Below are 20,767 nucleotides of genomic sequence, written 5' to 3'. Positions count from 1 at the left end.
TATCCTGATTCACCGGAGGCAACATGCTATATCAGTTACACGAATTTCAAAAAGCCTTACTTCAACCCGTTAGCTCATGGGCGCGCGCAGCTTCTGAAGCGTTTATTAACACTTCCAATCCAGCGTCCAAGGTTCCAGGATCCGACCGCTTAGCTGCGAGCTATGAACTTCTCTACCGCCTCGGCAAAAACTATAAGAAGCCAGAATTTGGCATTCGCTCAGTCGTGGCACATGGTCGTGAAGTTGCCATTCATGAAAGAACTGCTATTGCAAAACCTTTTTGCAATCTAGTACGCTTCAAACGCTTCTCCGATGATGTAGAAGTTATTAAGAAACTTAAAGAAGATCCAGTGGTGTTGGTAGTAGCTCCTTTGTCAGGACACCGCTCCACTTTGTTGCGCGACACTGTGCGCACTCTTTTGCAAGACCATAAGGTTTACATCACTGACTGGATCGATGCACGCCTCGTTCCATTAGAAGATGGTGACTTTGGTCTAGATGACTACGTACACTACGTTCAAGAATTTATCCGCACTATCGGCGCTAAAGATTTGCATGTGATTTCTGTATGCCAACCAACCGTTCCAACTTTAGGCGCAATCTCATTAATGGCTACTGCTGGCAAAGCAACTCCAGCATCCATGATCATGATGGGCGGCCCAATTGATGCGCGCAAATCACCAACCGCCGTAAACAATCTTGCAGACCAGAAGTCCTATGAATGGTTCGAGAGTCATGTAATTTATAGCGTGCCACCTACTTACCCAGCCGCTGGTCGTAAAGTCTATCCGGGCTTCTTGCAGCACACTGGCTTTATTGCCATGAACCCACAGAACCATCTGCAATCTCACTGGGATTATTTCCAAAACTTAGTGCGTGGTGACGAGCAAGATGCCGAATCCCATATTCGATTCTATGACGAATACAACGCAGTATTAGATTTGGATGCCAAGTTCTACCTCGACACAATCAAGACTGTTTTCCAAGACTACTCATTACCAAATGGCACTTGGGAAGTAGCTGGTGAGTTGGTTAAACCACAAGATATTAAAAAGACCGCCCTTCTTACTGTTGAAGGCGAGCTTGATGATATTTCTGGAAGCGGTCAAACGCGTTCTGCACACGGATTGTGCTCTGGCATTCCAAAAGAAAATAAAGACCACTATGAAGTTGCCGGTGCCGGTCACTACGGTATCTTTGCTGGTCGTCGCTGGCGTGAAAAGGTGTATCCAAAAATTAAAGCCTTTATTCGCGATCACCAGAGCTCCAAAAAAACCGCAACTCGCACTACTAAATCTGCATAAATTAAAGGCTCTTCGGAGTCTTTAATTTCTAGAGAACTTTCTAAAAGAATGACAATCAACCAGGCGAACGAACTCACTGATCGCCTGGAAGATGCTCTTCCACAAACCCAATGCACTAAATGCGGGTACCCAGATTGCCGCGGGTACGCAGAAGCGATGGCCAGCGGTGAAGCCCTGCCTAACCGCTGTCCTCCTGGCGGCGTAGAAGGCATTAAACGTCTTAGCAATATTCTGATTCCAATCTATCCACAAGATGCGTTTGAGTTGCATCCAAAAATCGATCCTGATTGCGGAGCAGAAAGACCAAGGCCGGTTGCGTTCATAGACCCACAGAGATGTATCGGCTGCACACTATGCATTCAGGCATGTCCCGTGGATGCGATTGTTGGCGCCTCTAAGCAAATGCATGTAGTGCTCACAGATTGGTGTACTGGATGCGATCTCTGCATTCCGCCATGCCCAGTCGACTGCATCAGCATGCTTGATGTCACTGGCAATAAAACTGGCTGGGATGCATGGTCTGTGGAGAAAGCGGATGTTTCTCGTAAACGTTACCACGATCGCGATGAACGCCTTGAGCGGGAACAAAAGGATAATGATGATCGCCTAGCCAAGAAGGCTGCCGCTAGGCTGGCTGCAGTCAATGCAGAGGACCCCCCATCAGAAGAAGAAAAGAAAGAACAAGAACGTAAGCGGGCCATCATTGCTGCCGCTATTGCGCGCGCACAAGAAAAGAAATGATGAATCTGGAAAAGCGTCGTGCTTTTTTTGAACAACTCAAAGCCAATAACCCCAAGCCAGAAACCGAGCTTGAATACAGCTCCCCCTTTGAATTACTTATTGCCGTTCTCTTGTCCGCGCAGGCCACAGATGTTTCGGTCAACAAAGGCACGCGCAAGCTCTATAAGGTTGCCAATACTCCGCAGGCCCTGTTGGATCTTGGCGAAGAAGGTGTTAGGCCATACATTCAACATATTGGACTATTTAATTCCAAGGGCAAACATATTCAAGAGACGTGTCGATTGCTTATAGAGAAGCATGGTGGAGAAGTTCCGCAAACACGCGAAGAACTAGAGGCGCTGCCAGGAGTTGGCAGAAAAACTGCTAACGTCATTTTAAATACTGCTTTTGGTCAACCTACTATTGCGGTTGATACCCACATATTCAGAGTCTCCAACCGCACAGGTCTTGCGCCAGGCAAGGATGTAGTGAAGGTTGAAGAGCAATTACTCAAGCGCGTGCCAAAAGAATACTTACTGGACGCTCACCACTGGTTGATTTTGCACGGTCGATATACTTGCAAGGCTCGCAGCCCGGATTGCGCGCAATGCATAGTGGAACCGCTATGCGGCTTCAAACAAAAGACTGGAAAAGGAAAAGTTCGTGGCGATATTTAATCCAACTCGTGAAGAAGTACGACGCTTCTTTTGTGATACCTGGAAAAAGAAAACCGAAAATCAGATTCTGGATCCAATGGAAACGCTAGCTAGCGATTGGATGGTGGAGCACCCCGAATATCATGATTTACTTGCGGATCCTGAAGATGCCCTAGGGCAGGACTACACGCCAGAACGCGGCGAAACTAATCCCTTCTTACATTTATCCATGCACCTCTCCATCAGCGAGCAGGTGTCAATCAATCAGCCGCCTGGCATTAAGGAGACTGCAGAGAAGTTGTCGCAGAAGTTAGGCTCAATGCACGAAGCTCAACATATCATGATGGAGTGCCTTGGACGGGTGATGTGGGAAGCACAACGTGAAGGCCAACCACTCAACCCCGAGAAGTATTTGGAGGCGCTTAAAAAGCTCGTTTAAGCAAGGTTAGCAATCACAGCCTTAATGGCGGCTGGTAACTGCTGAGCTTTTTGTTTTCTAGACTCCAGAATTGATTTGGAAGTTTCTTGAGTCTTGTTGGACCAGGCCGATCCAGGAAAGAAAGCATCATCTTTAAATCTTGGAATGACATGCCAATGGATATGAGGAACCATATTACCCAAGGCGGCAATGTTGACCTTGTCTGGATGCATTACGTGGCGCACAGCCTCTTCAACCGCGAACACTAAGGTCATTAAGTGATCGCGCTCACCATAAGTGAGATCGGTCATCTCAGCCACATGACGATTCCAAATCACCCTACAAAAGCCAGGCAGATCCGGGTCGTTGATAAGGGTAACGCGGCAGTCATCTCCGCGCCAGATGATTTGCCCCCCTTCGGGCTTGAGTTCGTCTTTACAGAGTACGCAATTGGTCATGGCAAGAATGTAAACGAAAACGGCACCTAAGTCACCCTTGTGGGGTCATTTAGGTGCCGCGGCAGTATTGGCGCATTATTACTGCGCTGCTTACTACGTACTACTTAGGGATTTCTTAGTGGAACTGCTCTTCTTCAGTAGAACCAGTCAACGCTGTTACGGAAGACTTACCACCTTGAATAACAGTAGTTACATCATCGAAGTAACCTGTGCCAACCTCTTGTTGATGTGAAACGAATGTGTAACCACGGTCACGAGCAGCAAATTCTGGCTCTTGTACTTTCTCGATGTACGCAGCCATACCGCGCTGCATGTAGTCTTGCGCCAAGTCAAACATGTTGTACCACATAGAGTGAATACCAGCCAATGTGATGAATTGATACTTGTAACCCATTGCACCCAATTCACGTTGGAACTTAGCAATTGTTGCGTCATCCAAGTTTTTCTTCCAGTTGAAAGATGGTGAGCAGTTGTAAGCCAACATCTTGCCTGGGAACTTCGCACGAATTGCTTCAGCAAACTGACGAGCAAACTCAAGGTCAGGAGTACCCGTTTCACACCAAACCATGTCAGCGTATGCCAAACCACGTGAAATCGCTTGATCCAAGCCTTTACGTGTTTTGTAGAAGCCTTCCGCTGTACGCTCACCAGTCAAGAATGGCTTATCATTTGCGTCGTAGTCAGAAGTCAACAAGTCAGCAACTTCAGCGTCAGTACGTGCCAAGATGATAGTTGGAACACCCATAACGTCAGCAACTAAACGCGCAGAGATCAGTTTTTGTACAGATTCAGTTGTAGGCAACAATACCTTGCCACCCAAGTGACCACACTTCTTAACAGAAGACAATTGGTCTTCAAAGTGAACGCCAGCAGCACCTTGCTTGATCAATGCTTTGCTCAATTCAAATGCATTCAATACACCACCAAAACCAGCTTCAGCGTCAGCAACGATTGGAGCGAAGTACTCAATGTAACCTGCATCACCCTTGTTGATACCTTTAGCAGTTTGGATTTCGTCAGCACGTTGGAATGAGTTGTTGATACGCTCAACCATCTTAGGAACTGAATCTACTGGATATAAAGATTGGTCTGGATACATTGCTGCGTATGAGTTTCCGTCAGCAGCAACCTGCCAACCTGACAAGTAAATTGCTTGAACACCAGCTTTAACCTGTTGTATAGCCTGACCACCAGTCAAAGCACCTAAACAGTTAACGTAAGCTTCGTTATTAACCAAGTCCCAGAGACGCTCTGCGCCATGCTTAGCCAATGTGTGCTCAATCTTCTTCAATGAACCACGGAGACGGATTACGTCCTCAGCCGTGTAGCCACGTGTAATACCTTTCCAGCGTGGATTGGTATCCCAGTCTTTTTGTAGTGCTGCGATTTCTGCTTTGCGATCTGCCATGTTTTTCTCCCTAAGTTAAACAAGTAATTCAAAAATTTTGAGGACCTTTAAGACCACTTCAAGTCTTATATCTTATATCTTATATCTTATATCTTATATAAGAGTTTAGACAGTTCAAAAAAGCAATCAAGCAAAATATGTATGGGTGATTTATAAAAATATTTAGTTATTTAAATTCAATAACTTAAGTTTATATTTTTACTATGTGGAATGTATAACCACTGCTTGGAATGAAATGAGGCGCTACTTTTTGCACCGCATTTTACGCAGTGTAATGACATTTCACATTATGAAAATATTTACCCGCTCTTTGCAGCAGTCAGAGTGGAAACCTTAAAGCCAGTCAAAATGATCATCAACTGAAGCAAGGCGACACCTACGAACAACAGCTTTGGAAAACCGCCATCCAAGAAGATGCCAAAGATCAATGGGCTCAGTGCGGCACCTAGATCTATTCCCGAGCAAACAATCCCATACACGCGGCCAGATGACCCTGAAGGTGTAGCAGAGCGAACCATTAAATCGCGCGAAGGCGCTGCAATTCCTAGACCAAGTCCAATCACAATAAAAGCCAGCACGATAATCTCTTTGGGGACAAGTCCTGTAGCCAGAAGAAGACCCATCACGATATTGATAGTGAAACACATCGTGATAATTCTTTCGGGCACCTTTAAGCGTGTTGCAAGGTAGCCGCCTAATAACATTCCACCAGCACCACCCATTGCATTGAAAGAAGTGTGAGGTAATAATTTCCTGAGCTAACGGATATTTCATAGATTTGAAATAGTGCGGTAGGTGCAAATGATTGCAAGCCAGTAGTGGCCGCCATACTAAAGAAAAAGAAAATCCAGCACAGCCAAACAGCAGGCAGCTTTAGAAAGCCAAAAGTACTTAAGGGTGCAGCCTGCAGCCCCAGGATTGCTTGCAGCATGGCTGGCTTGAGATTCATCTCTTCTTGCTTGCACATCATCTACCAAACGTTCACGACTTAGCCACAAGACTAATAAGATCAAGGCCTCGAGCGTTGCTGCCGTTAGAAACGCAATACGCCAATCAAATAATGTGGTCATGCCAACCATCAATGCTGGTGCTGCAGCCCATCCCAAATATCCAGTGACTCCATGAACTGAATAAGCATAAGGAAGATTTGGTGGGGAAACTTTATGGTTAATTAGCGTGTAATCAACCGGGTGAAATACGCCATTGCCACATCCCGCAATTACTACACCAAGAACCAACATCGCACAACCATTACTCTGCGAGTAAGTTAGTGCTGCGAGTGATAACAAGCCCACCCCAGCAAATAAAACAGGGCGAGCCCCTATACGATCAACTAAAAAACCTGAGCTTGCTTGAACAATGCAAGAAACCACACAAAAGATGGTCATCAGCAAACCCAGTTCGGCATAGTTAAAGCCAAACTCCTCCTTCAACCATGGAAGGAAGAATTAAGTGAAAAAAGTGGGAGCTGCCGTGAGCTAGGCTAATGAGACCAATAACCCGGACATCACTGGCACGCCTACTAAGCGCAACAGTCATGTACCGAGTTTACTGGCGCAGGGAAAATCCTGCAGAACTACATTTTGTTACTAGTGAACCTGACGGCTAAAACTAAAGTCGCCGGCCTTATCGACATCCACTGGCACTACATCTTTAGGACCGAACTTACCCTCCAAGATCATCTTGGAAACCGGGTTCTCAATATGCTGCTGGATAGCACGCTTCAATGGTCTTGCTCCAAAGACTGGATCAAAGCCCACTTCAGCAATCTTATTCAGAGCAGCATCACTGACCTCAAGCTGCATATCGACTTTTGCCAAACGATCCGACAAGTTCTTTAACAAGATCTTCGCGATATTGGCAATATTGCCCTTGTCTAATCCATGGAATACCACGATCTCATCAATACGATTCAGGAACTCGGGGCGGAAATGGTTCTTCAGCTCTTCAAATACCGCGTCCTTAATTTCAGATTGCTTCTTATCAGCCATTGACTGAATCAAATGCGAGCCAATATTACTGGTCATCACAATCACTGTGTTCTTAAAGTCTACGGTGCGGCCCTGCCCATCAGTCAAGCGGCCATCGTCCAATACCTGCAGAAGCACATTAAAGACATCGGGGTGAGCCTTCTCGATTTCATCAAACAAGATCACGCTGTAAGGATGGCGACGAACTTGCTCGGTTAAATAACCACCCTCTTCGTAGCCGACATAGCCTGGAGGCGCGCCGATTAAACGCGCAACACTGTGCTTCTCCATGAACTCACTCATATCGATACGAATGAGGTGATCTTCGCTATCAAATAAGAAGCCAGCCAGCGCTTTACAAAGCTCTGTCTTACCAACACCAGTTGGTCCGAGGAACAAGAATGATCCATACGGACGATTCTCTTCAGCCAAACCAGCACGGGAACGACGGATGGCATCCGATACCGCACGAATAGCCTCTTCTTGACCAACCACGCGCTTATGTAACAACTCTTCCATCTTCAGCAACTTATCGCGCTCACCCTGCATCATCTTCGACACAGGAATGCCAGTGGCTCGAGAAACTACTTCCGCAATCTCTTCTGCGCCAACTTGAGTGCGTAATAACTTATTCTTAACTACGCCATCTTTTTCGCCCTTTGCTTCAGCAGCGGCGGCAGATTTGAGCTTAGCCTCTAGCTCTGGTAGCTTGCCGTATTGCAACTCGGCAACCTGCTCCAACTTGCCATCGCGTTGTAACTTAGCAATATCAGCTTTGACCTTCTCAATTTCTTCCTTCAAATTAGCGGCGCCAAGCACAGCGCCCTTTTCTGCTTTCCAGATTTCTTCTAAATCAGCATACTCAGCTCCAAGACGCTGAATCTCTTCTTCGATGAGGCCCAATCGTTTTTGAGAGGCCTCGTCTTTCTCTTTCTTAACTGCCTCACGCTCAATCTTGAGCTGAATGAGTCGGCGTTCAAGCTTATCCATGACCTCAGGCTTAGAGTCGATCTCCATACGAATGCGCGAACCAGCCTCATCAATCAAATCGATAGCCTTATCCGGCAAGAATCGATCGGTAATGTAGCGATGTGATAACTCTGCAGCAGCAACAATTGCTGGGTCGGTAATCTCGATACCATGGTGAAGCTCATAGCGCTCTTGCAAACCGCGCAAAATCGCAATAGTTGCTGCAACACTAGGCTCTTCGACCATCACCTTTTGGAAACGACGCTCAAGCGCAGGGTCTTTCTCAATGTACTTGCGATACTCATCTAAAGTTGTTGCACCGATGCAATGCAATTCGCCACGCGCTAAGGCAGGCTTAAGCATATTGCCAGCATCCATCGCGCCATCACCCTTGCCAGCACCAACCATCGTATGAATCTCATCGATAAAGATAATGGTTTGACCTTCATCTTTAGCAACGTCGCTAAGCACAGCCTTTAAACGCTCTTCGAACTCGCCGCGATACTTTGCGCCAGCCAACAACAAAGCCATATCCAATACCAATACGCGCTTATTCTTTAGCGTCTCAGGCACTTCGCCATTGACGATGCGCTGCGCCAAACCCTCAACGATGGCAGTTTTACCTACGCCAGGCTCACCAATGAGCACAGGGTTGTTCTTACCGCGACGTTGCAAAATCTGAATGGTGCGACGAATCTCATCATCGCGACCAATCACTGGATCAAGCTTACCCATACGAGCACGCTCGGTTAAATCTACCGTGTATTTTTTGAGGGCTTCACGTTGACCTTCAGCATCTGCACTATTCACTGATTCTCCTCCGCGTACTAAATCAATAGCTGCTTCTAACGATTTACGGTTTAAGCCATTTTCACGAGCGACTTTTCCAAGCTCACCCTTGTCATCAGCCACTACTAGCAAGAACAACTCGCCAGCAATAAATTGATCATTGCGCTTATTGGCTTCCTTTTCACACAAGTTCAACCAATTACTTAAATCACGACCAACCTGTACTTCGCCGCTGGTGCCCTGAACTTCCGGTAAATTACCAATAATCTTTTCCAAGCCCTTTTCGAGACCGGGCACATTGACGCCAGCTCGAGTCAATAGACTTTTTGCACCACCATCAGAATCACGCAGCATTGCTAGCAATACGTGTGCTGGTTCGATGTATTGGTTATCCTTGGCTAAAGCGATACCCTGGGCCTCACTCAAGGCCTCTTGAAATTTGGTTGTTAATTTATCTATTCTCATTTTTATATCCCATCAACTCCATGTATATCTATCTATAGAATATAAGGGTATTACAGCCCTTTTTGAACCTAATTTCCTCTTATTTTGACCTGGCTTGTTTACCTTCTTGAATGCGCTGACGGCACCTACTATGCTGGTATTATGAACCGTCTTGAACATCGCTTAGAAGCCCGTAATTCAGGGCAAGGCGCTCGGTATACAAGGTCTCGTCGAACCGGTCATCCTTTTGGCTACTCAAGAGCACCGGGATCGATCTGAGGCATCTAAGGCAGAGATTAAATTAAAACAACCCCCCCCCAGAAGCGGGAAATTGGCATTTTTTAAGGCGGGGTAAAACTGGGGTGATTGCTTAGATTACTTCTTTTGCCAACGAGCCATTGCAGCTTCGTCAGTTACGCGGGCATCTACCCAACGCGCACCCTCAGGAGTGTCTTCTTTTTTCCAAAACGGGGCGGCTGTTTTCAAGTAATCCATGATGAACTCACAAGCAGAGAAGGCTTCACCACGATGCGCACTGGTCACGGCCACCAACACAATTTGATCTTCGGGTAACAAGGGGCCAACGCGATGAATCACCAGGATGTTATAGATATCCCAGCGCGCTTTAGCTTGATCAAGAATCTCTTCCAAAGCCTTTTCGGTCATGCCGGGATAATGCTCAAGTGTCATACCCTTTACTTGAGCACCATCATTCATATCTCGCACAGTACCCAAAAAGGTAACCACCGCTCCAACACGAGGATCACCCTTGCGAAGCGCTGCTAACTCAGTACTGACATCAAAATCACTTTCTTGAATCTTGATCAGCACATTATTAGCCTCCGGTGACTGGCGGGAAGAACGCTACCTCAGCACCATCTTGCAACGCAGTACTGGCATCAACCATATGTTGATTGAGAGCGCAGCGCAATACTTTACCGTCAGCCAATACCTCACTCAGACCAAGGATTACCACGCTGGGCCAGATAAGCCCTGAGTTCAGCAATTGTTTTTACGCTATCAGGAGTGATAACGCTCTCTTGCGAGACGCCAAGAGCTTCACGCAATGAGGCAAAGAATCGTAATTCAAGTTTCATACGCTAATCGTAAACCGATTATTTGAGGAGCGCATCAAAGGGGATGCACTTCACAAGATCACCAGCTTTGATCGCTTGATTGGGGGGCAATCTACTAAGCCATCACCCCATGAGGCACTAGTGAGCACACCAGAGCTTTGGTTGGGGAATAAATCGAGGCTGCCCCGCTCATTAATCCTGACGCGCAAGAATTCATTGCGTCGATCAGCTTTTAACCAATCGAAGTCTGCTCGCATCAAATAAGACTGAGCTTGCTTTGCTTCACGCCCTTGCAGCTTCAAAATAAAGGGGCGTACAAATAATAAGAATGTCACAAAGCTAGACACTGGATTGCCAGGTAAGCCAATAAACCAAGCCTCTCCATCTTTCGGCTCGCTCGATTTACGAACTGCGCCAAATGCCAATGGTTTCCCAGGCTTAATTGCGATTTGCCACAGATCCAATCTACCCTCAGTAGTCACAGCCGGCTTGATGTGATCCTCCTCACCAACTGAAACATCACCAGAGGTAATAATCAAATCGTGATCTTTGCTGGCTTTGCGTAGAGCCTCACGAGTAGCGTCTAAACGATCTGGAACAATACCTAAATCGGTTGCATCACAACCTAAAGATCTGAGACATGCCAACAAGGTATCGCGGTTGGAGTTATAAATGCCGCCTAGTTTTAGTGGCTCACCCGGAAGTGCCAGCTCATCACCCGTAAAGAACGCAGCGACCTTCACGCGACGCTTTACATTTAGATGCGTCAGTCCAGCTGAAGCGGCGACACCCAACTCTTGAGGACGCAAAAATGTACCAGCAGTCAAACAAGTCTTACCCGCAGTTAAATCTTCACCCCCCCTACGACGAATCCACTGACCCGATGTTGGAGCAATATTGATTGCTACCTGGTCAGATTGACTTTCAACTGTGCCATCCTCCTGCATGATCACAGCATCAGCGCCCGGAGGCACAGGGGCGCCGGTAAAAATTCTGGCAGCAGTACCTGGTTCTAATTGGGTGCCAATGGAGCCGGCTGGAATGCGCTGAGCAATTCTTAATACTTTTTCTGGTGCAGTGATATCAGCACAACGAACGGCATAACCATCCATTGAGGTGTTATCTAACGGAGGGACATCTACCAGGCTATTTACATTTTCAGCAAGAACGCGACCTAATGCCGCTTGCATTGCAACCTTCTCACTCTCGCCAACAGGCTGAGCGTGAGAAAGCAAATGGTCTAAAGCCTGCTGCGCAGTCAACATTGGTGGCTTAGTCATGGGATGATTGGTATTGCTTGAATTTTCTAGATTAAAAATTAATCTAGATGTGTTGTGATGAAAGTTTTAACCTGATTCACATCAGCATCAATATTTTCTACACGCTGCGGCTTGGACTTGATATCCCTGAATGCAGGCGGGCATTCAGCAGGGCGGCCCAACGCCACTTCAATCGTTTCTTCAAACTTAATTGGTAGCGCTGTCTCCAGAACAATCATTGGAATGCCTGCTTGCAAGTGCTCACGAGCTACTTTCATGCCATCGGCAGTATGAGTATCAATCATGACGCCGTAACGTTGATCAACATCACGAATGGTTTCTAGGCGATTCTGGTGGGTACTGCGACCAGATTGGAAGCCGTACTGTCCAAGCCCCTTAAAGACCGCATCTTTAGAAATATCAAAACCACCAGCCTCATCAACCTGCTTAAACATACCAGCAGTAGCTTTGCCATCACGCCCCATGAAATCAAATACAAAGCGCTCAAAGTTGCTCGCTTTTGAGATATCCATGGATGGGCTTGAGGTATGCAATGTTTCGGCAGACTTGCGCGCACGATAAACGCCAGTGCGGAAGAACTCATCTAACACGTCATTTTCATTAGTAGCAACAATAAGGTGTTCGATAGGTAAGCCCATCATGCGAGCGATATGACCAGCGCAAACGTTTCCAAAATTGCCAGAGGGCACCGTGAAAGATACTTTTTCAGAACTCGATTTTGTTGCTAACAAATAACCTTGGAAGTAATAAACCACTTGTGCGACTACGCGACCCCAATTAATGGAGTTTACGGTACCGATTTGGTTCTTCGCTTTAAATGCATGGTCATTACTAACCACCTTAACAATATCCTGGCAATCATCAAAGACACCGGCTACTGCTAAGTTAAAAATATTGGGGTCTTGCAAGGAATACATTTGCGCAGACTGAAATGCACTCATCTTGCCGCGCGGTGAAAGCATAAATACTTTGACGCCTTCTTTACCTCGCATTGCGTATTCGGCAGCGCTACCAGTATCACCAGAGGTGGCTCCTAAAATATTGAGCTGCTGACCTTTTTTCTTGAGAGCGTATTCAAAGAGATTACCGAGCAATTGCATCGCCATATCTTTAAATGCCAAAGTTGGACCGTTAGACAGGCTCAATAAGCCGATACGAGTCCCCTGTTCTTCGCCCAGCCAATGCAATGGTGTAATGTCTTTAGCGTTATCTTGCGGACGACCATTACAGTACACCTGTTCCGTGTATGTTTTACGCAAGAGTGCACGTAAGTCCCCTTCGGGAATATCGTCGCAATACAGACTCAATACTTCATAAGCCAAATCAGCGTAAGACAAGCCGCGCCAAGCATCTAACTGCGCTGCAGTAACTTGCGGATACTGGGTAGGCAAATACAAGCCACCATCAGGCGCCAATCCACCCAACAAAATTTCTAGGAAGGTTTGTTGTGGACTATTGCCACGAGTAGATTGGTAACGCATGTATTTTGCTGAATTTTACTTAGGGCAGATTTTCTAAACGGATCTTTACTACCTCGCCAGCAACCGTCTTGAGATCTTGGATCTCTTTGATTGCAGCAAGCATGTTCTTTTCTTTGGTTTCGTGAGTCAAGGCAACTAAGTCGGTTTGACTCTCACCCTCATCAGCCTCTTTTTGCAAGAGCGCATCGATAGATACGCCATGCGAAGCGAGGATACGAGTGATATCGGCCAGTACGCCAGCTTGATCAGCAACACGTAGACGCAGATAGTAGCTTGTAGTGATCTCGCCAATAGGCAATACCGGCGTATCTTGCACTGAATCAGGCTGGAAGGCCAAGTAAGGAACGCGATGCTCAGCATCAGCACTCAACAAACGAGTAATGTCGACTAAATCCGCAATCACCGCAGAGGCTGTTGGCTCAGAACCAGCGCCCTTACCGTAATACAAAGTAGTACCAACAGCATCGCCAAATACTTGAACAGCATTCATAGCGCCTTCAACATTGGCAATCAAACGCTTAGAAGGAATTAAGGTTGGGTGAACGCGCAACTCCACACCTGTTGGCGTCTTTTTGGCGATACCAAGTAACTTGATTCGATAACCCAGTTGCTCTGCATAACGAATATCAATCGCAGCAAGCTTAGTAATGCCTTCAATATGCGCTTTTTCAAACTGCATTGGAATACCAAATGCAATCGCGCTCATGATGGTCGCTTTATGGGCAGCATCAACACCTTCGATATCGAAAGTAGGATCAGCTTCTGCGTAGCCTAAACGTTGAGCTTCTTTAAGTACTGTTGCGAAATCTAATCCCTTGTCGCGCATCTCAGACAAGATGAAATTGGTTGTGCCATTAATGATGCCGGCAATCCACTCAATGCGGTTGGCAGTTAAACCTTCGCGCAAAGCTTTAATAATTGGAATTCCACCAGCAACAGCAGCTTCAAATGCAACCATGACGCCTTTGGCATGGGCAGCTTTAAAAATCTCGTTACCGTGAACAGCGATTAATGCTTTATTAGCTGTTACAACGTGCTTACCGGCGGCGATTGCCTCAAGAACCAAGTCCTTAGCAATGCCGTAACCACCAATGAGCTCAACAACAATATCGATCTCAGGATTATTAATAACCGCACGAGCATCGCTCACCACTTGGGCGCGATCTTTAACCAATTCTTTGACGCGTTCTACATTTAAATCAGCAACGGTATTAATACGAATACCGCGCCCTGCACGACGCTGAATCTCATCTTGGTTACGTTCGAGAACAGTGAATACGCCACCACCAACAGTGCCAATACCTAATAGACCTACTTGAATCGGTTTCATGATGCCTTTGCTGCAGTTGAAGAAGCCTTGCGGCTGTGCTTATTACGATAACGCTCCAGAAAACGTGCAAGGCGGCCAATAGCTTCCTTAAGAACATCTTCATGAGGCAAGAACACTACGCGGAAGTGGTCAGGTTTGCCCCAGTTAAAACCAGAGCCCTGCACTAACAATACTTTTTCTTCTTTTAAAAGATCGACAACAAATTGCTGGTCATCTTCAATTGGATAAACCTCTGGGTCTAACCTTGGGAATAAATACAAAGCTGATTTTGGCTTGACGCAAGTAACACCCGGAATATCAGTAATGAGTTTCCACGCAAGATCACGCTGCTTGGCAAGACGACCACCCTCACCAACCAAGTCATTAATGCTTTGGTATCCGCCGAGCGCAGTTTGAATCGCATACTGACCTGGTACGTTTGCGCATAGGCGCATCGAGGCCAACATATTTAAGCCCTCGATGTAATCACGAACCATTTCTTTATCGCCTGAAACGATCATCCATCCAGCACGGTAACCACATGAACGGTAATTCTTAGAAAGGCCGTTAAAGGTAATGGTAACTACGTCGGTCGATAAAGACGCGAGAGAGATATGTTTCTCACCGTCATACAGCATCTTGTCGTAAATCTCATCAGCAAACAAAATCAAACCATGTTCGCGAGCAATCTGAGTTAACTCAAGCAAGACTTCTTTTGAATAAATTGCACCGGTAGGATTGCTTGGGTTAATCACCACAATCGCTTTTGTGCGTGGCGTAATTTTTTTACGCAGATCATTTAAGTCTGGAGCCCAATCTTTTGATTCGTCACAAAGATAGTGAACAGGTGTGCTGCTTGACAAACTCACCGCCGCAGTCCACAGCGGATAATCTGGTGTTGGCACCAATACTTCATCGCCATCATTTAAGAGCGCATTCATCGAAAGAACGATGAGTTCAGAAACGCCATTGCCGGTATAGATATCATCCAAAGTCACGCCTTGAATGCCTTTTTCTTGGCAATACTGCATGATGGCCTTGCGAGCAGAAAAGATTCCTTTGGAATCAGAATAAGCCGAGGCATTACTTAAATTGCGAATCATGTCCAACTGAATCTCTTCAGGAGGATCAAAACCGAAAACCCCTACGTTTCCGATGTTTAATTTGATAATTTTGTGACCCTCTTCCTCCATGCGCTGAGCAAGCTCGAGCACCGGCCCACGTATGTCATAACAGACGTTATCGAGCTTTTGGGACTTTCGGATCGGTTTCACAATAAATTAAAGGGTAAGTCCTTGAAATATGAGAAAAACAGCTAGCTATAATCCACATAATTATGACAGAGAGTCCACTTGAAGCTTCAATCTGACCCCCATTCCGGAGCGAATACGATCACCGGCTACGGCAATGGCTACGTAGAGATCAATAAGACTCCTTACGCCCATGCTGTTGTCCTCAGCTCGGATGGCGCTATCTCAAATTGGCCAGTTCAGAATTTTGATGGCTTAGAGGGAAGTCATTTATCGCAACTCGTTGATTTAAAACCAGAATTAATCCTAATTGGCACGGGAAAACGTCAGCGCTTTCCGAAGCCTGAGCTCCTCAAAACCCTCATTCAAGCCAAAATTGGCTTTGAAATCATGGACTCCCAAGCAGCCTGCCGCACTTACAACATTTTGGTAGGCGAAGGCCGCCAAGTCCTGCTAGCCCTGATGGTGGAGCCCGTTTAATGCAATTTGGCCAAATTCGGCAGTCGTCAGCCCTGCACCCAGGCAAGATTTTGCTATTGGTCATTATTTACGGCCTGCTGTGGTTTGGCACGCTCAATTACCGCCACCTTATTCCATCTGATGAGGGGCGTTATGCAGAGATCGCCCGTGAAATGTTAGTAACCGGTGACTGGGTTACTCCACGTTACAACGGTTACAAGTATTTTGAAAAACCGCCATTGCAAGCTTGGGCAACTGCTGCAGCATTTCAAGTGTTTGGCATTGGTGAATGGCAAGCGCGTCTCTGGACTGCACCCACTGGTTTCTTAACCATTCTTTTAGTTGGGTTTACTGGCGCACGCATTTATAACGCGAGAGCAGGATGGTTGGCTGCCGTGGTATTGGCGTCGAGTCCGATGTGGGTCATTAGCGGGCACTTTAATTCGCTAGACATGGGCCTCTCTTCTTTTTTAGTAGCAGCACTGTGCAGCTTATTAATCGCTCAAACTTCTCAGAACAAAAGTAGTTGTCGCAACTGGATGTGGGCTTGCTGGATTTTTATGGCATTCGCTACTTTGTCTAAGGGCGTCATTGGCGCTGCGATTCCTGCGATGGTATTTATCGCTTACTCCGTTAGCACTTGGGATTGGAAAATTTGGACTCGCTTGCGTTTATTTAGCGGAACCATTTTGTTCTTGGCGATCACTGCCCCCTGGTTCGTATTGGTTGCACAGCGCAATCCAGAGTTCTTAGAATTCTTCTTTATTCACGAGCATCTACAGCGCTTTACGCAAGATGCACACAGCAGGACTGGGCCAATTTATTACTTTGTACCCCTGCTATTAATTGGTCTGCTTCCATGGGTCCTACAAATTCCTGGTGCTATTGCACAAGCCTGGAGCGAACGTCGCCGCGAGTTTTCTGCCGGCTGGTTATTGGTTTGCTGGTTTGTGGTGATCTTTGCATTCTTTAGCGTCTCACGCTCTAAGTTGCCCGGCTACATCATTCCTATTTTTCCTGCGCTTGCATTAATTATTGGGAATCGCCTTGACCGCTTGCTTGGGCATACCAACACCATGGCTGCGCCATGGAAATTGCAGGTGCTTGGATTTGCATTACTTGGATGTGCTGGATTTTTCTTTCTAGATGCAATTGGCAAAAAAGCGAGGCCCGATGAGATTGAAGCCTATGCACAATATGTTTACTGGGTGATCGCTGCTTTGGCGGCTCTAATAACATTTAGCACCTACGCAGCCTGGCAAAGTAAACGCAATGGCATGCAAAGCATTGTGAGTTTTGCGTGTGGATTTTTTCTCTGCGCGATTATTGCGGGAACCGGTCACGAAACTTTAGGGCGCGCAGTGTCTGGCATTGATCTTGTGGAAAGCGTTAAAGCATCTATTCCAGAAAAAGTAAATTTCTATTCTGTTCGCCTTCTTGACCACACGGTACCCTTCTATTTAGGCAGAACCATGATCATGGTGGAGTCTCCTGACGAACTTGAGTTTGGCGTCAACCAAGAGCCCGCACTCTGGATACCAAGCCTCGATGCCTTCATTGCCCGCTGGAAAGAAGACCAAACCGCTTATGCCTTAATGGTTCCAGAGCAGTTTGAGGCACTACAAGCAATAAACCTGCCCATGCAAGAAGTTGGCCGAGATTCTCGCAGAGTCATTGTTAAACACCCAGATGCCTCGAACGTGACGCAGTAATATAGATCATCATGTCAGACACCAATTCCACCTTCATTCCTTTCACGCGCCCAAGTTTCAATCAAGAAACTATCGATGCAGTTTCAGAAGTCTTGCGTTCCGGATGGGTGACATCTGGGCCTAAGCTTGCAGAGTTTGAGGCAACCCTAAGTAATTATTTCGGTGGACGTCCTGTACGTTGCTTTGCAAATGGCACGGCGACCATGAAAATCGCTTTACAAGTTGCAGGTATTGGTCCTGGGGATGAGGTGATCACTACTCCAATCTCTTGGGTCGCAACATCAAACGTAATCTTGAGTGTTGGCGCAAAACCTGTGTTTGCTGATATTGATCCAGTGACACGTAATATTGATCTCGCTAAAGTTGCGAGCGCCATTACGCCAAAAACCCGCGCCATCATGCCAGTCTATTTGGCTGGCCTACCAGTCAACATGGACCAACTCTACGCATTGGCCAAGCAACATAATCTACGCGTCATTGAAGATGCGGCACAAGCCTTTGGATCCCAGTGGCAGGGTAAGAAGATTGGTAGCTTTGGTGACTTAGTAAGTTTTAGTTTCCAGGCAAACAAAAATCTGACTACCGTTGAAGGTGGCTGTCTTGTTTTAAACAATGTTGATGAAGCAAGGCTTGCTGAGAAATTCCGTCTTCAAGGATTAACCCGTCAAGGTATGGACGGAATGGATGTTGACGTATTGGGTGGAAAAGATAATTTGACAGATGTCAATGCAGCTATCGGGCTTGAGCAACTCAAGCAGCTGCCTGCATATCAAGCACGTCGTATTGCATTGGCGCGCCAATACTTTGATGTCATGCGCGCTGAATTAAAAGCTGCTTCATTAGATGATTTGAAATTAGAACTTCCAGTTGAAAACTTTACTGATAGCAACTGGCACATGTTCCAAGTAGTTTTGCCGCTTGATCAATTAAATACAGATCGCGCCCAAATCATGGCCGAGTTAAAGGATCTTGGTATTGGTACCGGCGTTCATTACCCTGCTATCACTAGCTTTACGCTTTATAAAAACCAGGGTTACAAAACCTCTGACACGCCAATCGCCGAACGCATTGGTAAATCCATCCTGACGCTCCCTTTGTTTCCTGCAATGGCGGATGAGGATATTGGCCGTATAGCCAAGGGATTAGTCGGAATTTTGCAGAAATACCGCAAAAACTAGTGTTCTTAGGCTAGGCCCACAGAATCAGGCAAAATTGCGGCATGACTGCAAATCTAGTTGCCAACCCAACACTCAGCATTGTTATCCCTGTTTATAACGAGGAAGATGGTCTCCAAGCGCTCTTTGATCGTCTCTACCCAGCGCTTGATGCGCTCGCAGCTAAACGCAAAATTACCTACGAAATCGTTTTCATTAATGACGGTAGCAAGGATCGCTCCGCAGGCATTCTCTCCAAGCAAGTTGAATTACGACCCGATGTCACTCGTGCTGTTTTATTTCATAGCAACTTTGGTCAGCATATGGCGATCATGGCTGGCTTTGAATATTCCAAAGGCGAATACATCATCACATTGGATGCAGACTTACAAAATCCACCTGAAGAGATTGATGTGCTCACAGAGCAACTTTTAAAAGGTCATGACTACGTCGGTACGATTCGCGCCGATCGTCAGGACAGCTTCTTTAGAAAATTTGCATCACGCGCCATGAATCGATTGCGCGAAAACATTACTCGCATCACGATGACCGACCAAGGCTGCATGTTACGTGGCTATAGCCGTCGCATTGTTGACTTGGTTCGTCAGTGCGATGAAAGCAATACATTTATTCCGGCATTGGCTTATACCTTTTCAGCAAATCCAGTGGAAATTTCTGTTAAGCATGAAGAGCGCTTTGCTGGTGAGTCCAAGTACACCCTGTACCAATTAATTCGCCTCAACTTTGACTTGGTTACCGGCTTCTCAATCATGCCGCTGCAGATCTTTTCGATCCTCGGCATGCTTCTATCCCTTGCTGCTGGCAGCCTGTTTGCCTACCTACTGGTACGCCGCTTTGTTTTGGGCGCTGAGGTTGAGGGAGTATTCACCCTCTTCGCACTCACCTTCTTCCTGATTGGTGTCATGCTCTTTGGACTAGGTCTTTTAGGTGAATATATTGGTCGCATCTATCAACAGATTCGTAAGCGCCCGCGTTATGTTGTGCAAACTGTTTTAGAGAAAAAATAATTGCACGCAGTCGTCTTTGCTTATCACGATGTAGGCGTTAATTGCCTCAAGGCACTTCTAGATGCCGGCATTCAAGTTAATCTTGTTATTACCCATCAAGATGATCCCAATGAAAATGTGTGGTTTGGTAGCATAGCTAAACTCTGCACTGAGAAAAATATTCCGTACATCACACCCAATGCCAAAGAGCTTGTGAATTTAATTCCAAAGCTCCAGGCAATTGCGCCTGATTACATTTTTTCTTTCTACTATCGCTTCATGATTCCAGAGCAGATTTTGGCATGCGCCAAGATTGCCGCACTCAATATGCATGGCTCGTTGCTCCCCAAGTATCGCGGACGCGCACCAGTAAATTGGGCCATCCTCCACGGTGAAACTGAAACTGGTGCCACCTTGCACATCATGGAAGCAAAACCTGATGCCGGAGATATTGTTGGCCAAGCAGCGGTAAGTATCGGCCCCGACGAAACAGCCACCGATGTATTTGGCAAAGTAAGTCAGGCTGCCGTAAGCGTCATTCGCCAGGTTTTGCCAAACTTGATCGAGGGAAAGGTTCCCCGCAAACCCAATGAACTCGAAAATGGCAGCTATTTTGGGGGCAGAAAGCCTGCGGATGGCCAAATTCTCTGGAATCAGACAGCTAAACAGGTTCATGACCTGGTTAGAGCTGTTGCACCCCCATATCCAGGCGCATTTACTGACCATGAGGGCAAGGTCATGATTGTAGCCACTACAAGCCTAAAAGGGCCATTTCCAGCCAATCTCGATCTTGGGGTTTGCGGCATCCAAGTGGTTGATAATCGGGTATTCGGCATTTGCGGTGACCATCAAGCTGTTGAAGTTTTGGAATGGTTTCCAGCAAGCAAATAAATTAGATTAAAA

General features: G+C 46.4%; 19 protein-coding genes and 2 pseudogenes. 10 read left to right on the top strand and 11 right to left on the bottom strand.

The genetic code is table 11. From position 1 onward, the window contains the following. The first annotated feature begins 23 nt into the window (after nucleotides 1–23). Genes DXE27_RS05720 through DXE27_RS05705 form a run of 4 tightly spaced genes read left to right on the top strand, consistent with a single transcriptional unit; the run spans nucleotide 24 to nucleotide 3,119 of the window. Entirely contained in the window at nucleotides 24–1,304 is a 1,281-nt protein-coding gene (locus tag DXE27_RS05720) for a polyhydroxyalkanoate depolymerase (protein WP_128113251.1), read from the top strand. 48 nt (nucleotides 1,305–1,352) lie between these two features. Further along, nucleotides 1,353–2,045 (top strand): electron transport complex subunit RsxB, encoded by a 693-nt coding sequence (gene rsxB / locus DXE27_RS05715; protein WP_128113250.1) that lies wholly within the window; start codon nucleotides 1,353–1,355, stop codon nucleotides 2,043–2,045. Further along, complete coding sequence (gene nth, locus DXE27_RS05710) at nucleotides 2,045–2,701, top strand: endonuclease III (RefSeq protein WP_128113720.1); 657 nt, start codon at nucleotides 2,045–2,047, stop codon at nucleotides 2,699–2,701. The genes rsxB and nth overlap by 1 nt, the downstream gene beginning before the upstream one ends. Then, nucleotides 2,694–3,119 (top strand): DUF1841 family protein, encoded by a 426-nt coding sequence (locus tag DXE27_RS05705; RefSeq protein ID WP_128113721.1) that lies wholly within the window; start codon nucleotides 2,694–2,696, stop codon nucleotides 3,117–3,119. Before nth ends, DXE27_RS05705 begins: the two co-directional genes overlap by 8 nt. On the opposite strand, the gene DXE27_RS05700 is transcribed toward DXE27_RS05705, so the two are convergent. The 5 genes from DXE27_RS05700 to clpB all read right to left on the bottom strand — a co-directional run bounded on the left by DXE27_RS05700 (nucleotide 3,116) and on the right by clpB (nucleotide 9,157). Continuing rightward, nucleotides 3,116–3,556, bottom strand: coding sequence for an HIT family protein (locus DXE27_RS05700; RefSeq protein ID WP_128113249.1), 441 nt, complete (start codon nucleotides 3,554–3,556; stop codon nucleotides 3,116–3,118). The two genes, DXE27_RS05705 and DXE27_RS05700, sit on opposite strands and share 4 nt — an antisense overlap. A 115-nt stretch (nucleotides 3,557–3,671) precedes the next feature. Next, nucleotides 3,672–4,964, bottom strand: a complete 1,293-nt coding sequence (aceA, locus tag DXE27_RS05695; protein WP_128113248.1) for an isocitrate lyase — start codon at nucleotides 4,962–4,964, stop codon at nucleotides 3,672–3,674. A gap of 299 nt (nucleotides 4,965–5,263) precedes the next feature. Then, on the bottom strand, nucleotides 5,264–5,686 hold the full coding sequence (locus tag DXE27_RS09180; protein ID WP_197712324.1) for an MFS transporter: 423 nt from the start codon (nucleotides 5,684–5,686) through the stop codon (nucleotides 5,264–5,266). Between the two features lie 108 nt (nucleotides 5,687–5,794). Further along, on the bottom strand, nucleotides 5,795–6,352 hold the full coding sequence (locus tag DXE27_RS09175) for an MFS transporter (RefSeq protein WP_231969681.1): 558 nt from the start codon (nucleotides 6,350–6,352) through the stop codon (nucleotides 5,795–5,797). A 201-nt stretch (nucleotides 6,353–6,553) separates the two neighbouring features. Continuing rightward, nucleotides 6,554–9,157 (bottom strand): ATP-dependent chaperone ClpB, encoded by a 2,604-nt coding sequence (gene clpB / locus DXE27_RS05685; protein WP_128113247.1) that lies wholly within the window; start codon nucleotides 9,155–9,157, stop codon nucleotides 6,554–6,556. A gap of 141 nt (nucleotides 9,158–9,298) precedes the next feature. Here clpB and DXE27_RS09685 point away from each other — a divergent pair, with 141 nt between their 5' ends. Next, the gene (locus tag DXE27_RS09685) at nucleotides 9,299–9,415 is read left to right on the top strand and encodes a GIY-YIG nuclease family protein (protein WP_231969680.1); all 117 of its coding nucleotides are present in this window, start codon (nucleotides 9,299–9,301) and stop codon (nucleotides 9,413–9,415) included. 96 nt (nucleotides 9,416–9,511) lie between these two features. On the opposite strand, the gene moaE is transcribed toward DXE27_RS09685, so the two are convergent. The 6 genes and pseudogenes from moaE to DXE27_RS05650 form a co-directional block, all read right to left on the bottom strand. Further along, nucleotides 9,512–9,967, bottom strand: coding sequence for a molybdopterin synthase catalytic subunit MoaE (gene moaE, locus DXE27_RS05675; RefSeq protein ID WP_128113246.1), 456 nt, complete (start codon nucleotides 9,965–9,967; stop codon nucleotides 9,512–9,514). 4 nt (nucleotides 9,968–9,971) lie between these two features. Then, nucleotides 9,972–10,233: pseudogene (gene moaD / locus DXE27_RS05670) on the bottom strand (molybdopterin converting factor subunit 1). A gap of 18 nt (nucleotides 10,234–10,251) precedes the next feature. Continuing rightward, nucleotides 10,252–11,477: pseudogene (locus DXE27_RS05665) on the bottom strand (molybdopterin molybdotransferase MoeA). Between the two features lie 53 nt (nucleotides 11,478–11,530). Continuing rightward, nucleotides 11,531–12,973: a threonine synthase gene (gene thrC / locus DXE27_RS05660; protein WP_128113245.1), complete on the bottom strand. Its 1,443-nt coding sequence runs from the start codon at nucleotides 12,971–12,973 to the stop codon at nucleotides 11,531–11,533. 19 nt (nucleotides 12,974–12,992) lie between these two features. Then, nucleotides 12,993–14,303 (bottom strand): homoserine dehydrogenase, encoded by a 1,311-nt coding sequence (locus DXE27_RS05655; RefSeq protein WP_128113244.1) that lies wholly within the window; start codon nucleotides 14,301–14,303, stop codon nucleotides 12,993–12,995. Next, nucleotides 14,300–15,556 carry a pyridoxal phosphate-dependent aminotransferase gene (locus DXE27_RS05650; RefSeq protein ID WP_128113243.1) on the bottom strand — a complete coding sequence of 419 codons (1,257 nt, stop codon included), beginning with the start codon at nucleotides 15,554–15,556 and terminating at the stop codon, nucleotides 14,300–14,302. Before DXE27_RS05650 ends, DXE27_RS05655 begins: the two co-directional genes overlap by 4 nt. Before the next feature lie 78 nt (nucleotides 15,557–15,634). On the opposite strand from DXE27_RS05650, the gene DXE27_RS05645 reads away from it, so the two are divergent. Genes DXE27_RS05645 through DXE27_RS05625 form a run of 5 tightly spaced genes read left to right on the top strand, consistent with a single transcriptional unit; the run spans nucleotide 15,635 to nucleotide 20,755 of the window. Next, entirely contained in the window at nucleotides 15,635–16,012 is a 378-nt protein-coding gene (locus tag DXE27_RS05645) for an Mth938-like domain-containing protein (RefSeq protein WP_128113242.1), read from the top strand. Beyond that, nucleotides 16,012–17,703 (top strand): ArnT family glycosyltransferase, encoded by a 1,692-nt coding sequence (locus DXE27_RS05640; protein WP_128113241.1) that lies wholly within the window; start codon nucleotides 16,012–16,014, stop codon nucleotides 17,701–17,703. The genes DXE27_RS05645 and DXE27_RS05640 overlap by 1 nt, the downstream gene beginning before the upstream one ends. 11 nt (nucleotides 17,704–17,714) lie before the next feature. Continuing rightward, entirely contained in the window at nucleotides 17,715–18,881 is a 1,167-nt protein-coding gene (locus DXE27_RS05635; protein ID WP_128113240.1) for a DegT/DnrJ/EryC1/StrS family aminotransferase, read from the top strand. Nucleotides 18,882–18,922: 41 nt separating this feature from the next. Next, the gene (locus tag DXE27_RS05630; protein ID WP_128113239.1) at nucleotides 18,923–19,885 is read left to right on the top strand and encodes a glycosyltransferase; all 963 of its coding nucleotides are present in this window, start codon (nucleotides 18,923–18,925) and stop codon (nucleotides 19,883–19,885) included. Next, nucleotides 19,886–20,755 carry a formyltransferase gene (locus tag DXE27_RS05625; RefSeq protein WP_128113238.1) on the top strand — a complete coding sequence of 290 codons (870 nt, stop codon included), beginning with the start codon at nucleotides 19,886–19,888 and terminating at the stop codon, nucleotides 20,753–20,755. It abuts the gene before it with no gap. The last annotated feature ends 12 nt before the right edge of the window (nucleotides 20,756–20,767 follow it).

Origin of the sequence: Polynucleobacter necessarius (assembly GCF_900096755.1) — a bacterium.
Taxonomy (GTDB): Bacteria; Pseudomonadota; Gammaproteobacteria; order Burkholderiales; family Burkholderiaceae; genus Polynucleobacter; species Polynucleobacter necessarius_K.
The sequence above is the reverse complement of the archived record's forward strand: the minus strand, read 5'-3'. Positions and strand labels throughout refer to the sequence as shown.

What these genes read in the sequence shown, in the direction of transcription:
- DXE27_RS05655 (WP_128113244.1), bottom strand. Translation starts at nt 14,303, where the DNA reads ATGAAACCGATTCAAGTAGGTCTATTAGGTATTGGCACTGTTGGTGGT.
- DXE27_RS05700 (WP_128113249.1), bottom strand. Translation starts at nt 3,556, where the DNA reads ATGACCAATTGCGTACTCTGTAAAGACGAACTCAAGCCCGAAGGGGGG.
- DXE27_RS09685 (WP_231969680.1), top strand. Translation starts at nt 9,299, where the DNA reads ATGAACCGTCTTGAACATCGCTTAGAAGCCCGTAATTCAGGGCAAGGC.
- DXE27_RS05720 (WP_128113251.1), top strand. Translation starts at nt 24, where the DNA reads ATGCTATATCAGTTACACGAATTTCAAAAAGCCTTACTTCAACCCGTT.
- DXE27_RS09175 (WP_231969681.1), bottom strand. Translation starts at nt 6,352, where the DNA reads ATGACCATCTTTTGTGTGGTTTCTTGCATTGTTCAAGCAAGCTCAGGT.
- nth (WP_128113720.1), top strand. Translation starts at nt 2,045, where the DNA reads ATGAATCTGGAAAAGCGTCGTGCTTTTTTTGAACAACTCAAAGCCAAT.
- DXE27_RS09180 (WP_197712324.1), bottom strand. Translation starts at nt 5,686, where the DNA reads ATGGGTGGTGCTGGTGGAATGTTATTAGGCGGCTACCTTGCAACACGC.
- rsxB (WP_128113250.1), top strand. Translation starts at nt 1,353, where the DNA reads ATGACAATCAACCAGGCGAACGAACTCACTGATCGCCTGGAAGATGCT.
- DXE27_RS05635 (WP_128113240.1), top strand. Translation starts at nt 17,715, where the DNA reads ATGTCAGACACCAATTCCACCTTCATTCCTTTCACGCGCCCAAGTTTC.
- clpB (WP_128113247.1), bottom strand. Translation starts at nt 9,157, where the DNA reads ATGAGAATAGATAAATTAACAACCAAATTTCAAGAGGCCTTGAGTGAG.
- thrC (WP_128113245.1), bottom strand. Translation starts at nt 12,973, where the DNA reads ATGCGTTACCAATCTACTCGTGGCAATAGTCCACAACAAACCTTCCTA.
- DXE27_RS05640 (WP_128113241.1), top strand. Translation starts at nt 16,012, where the DNA reads ATGCAATTTGGCCAAATTCGGCAGTCGTCAGCCCTGCACCCAGGCAAG.
- DXE27_RS05630 (WP_128113239.1), top strand. Translation starts at nt 18,923, where the DNA reads ATGACTGCAAATCTAGTTGCCAACCCAACACTCAGCATTGTTATCCCT.
- aceA (WP_128113248.1), bottom strand. Translation starts at nt 4,964, where the DNA reads ATGGCAGATCGCAAAGCAGAAATCGCAGCACTACAAAAAGACTGGGAT.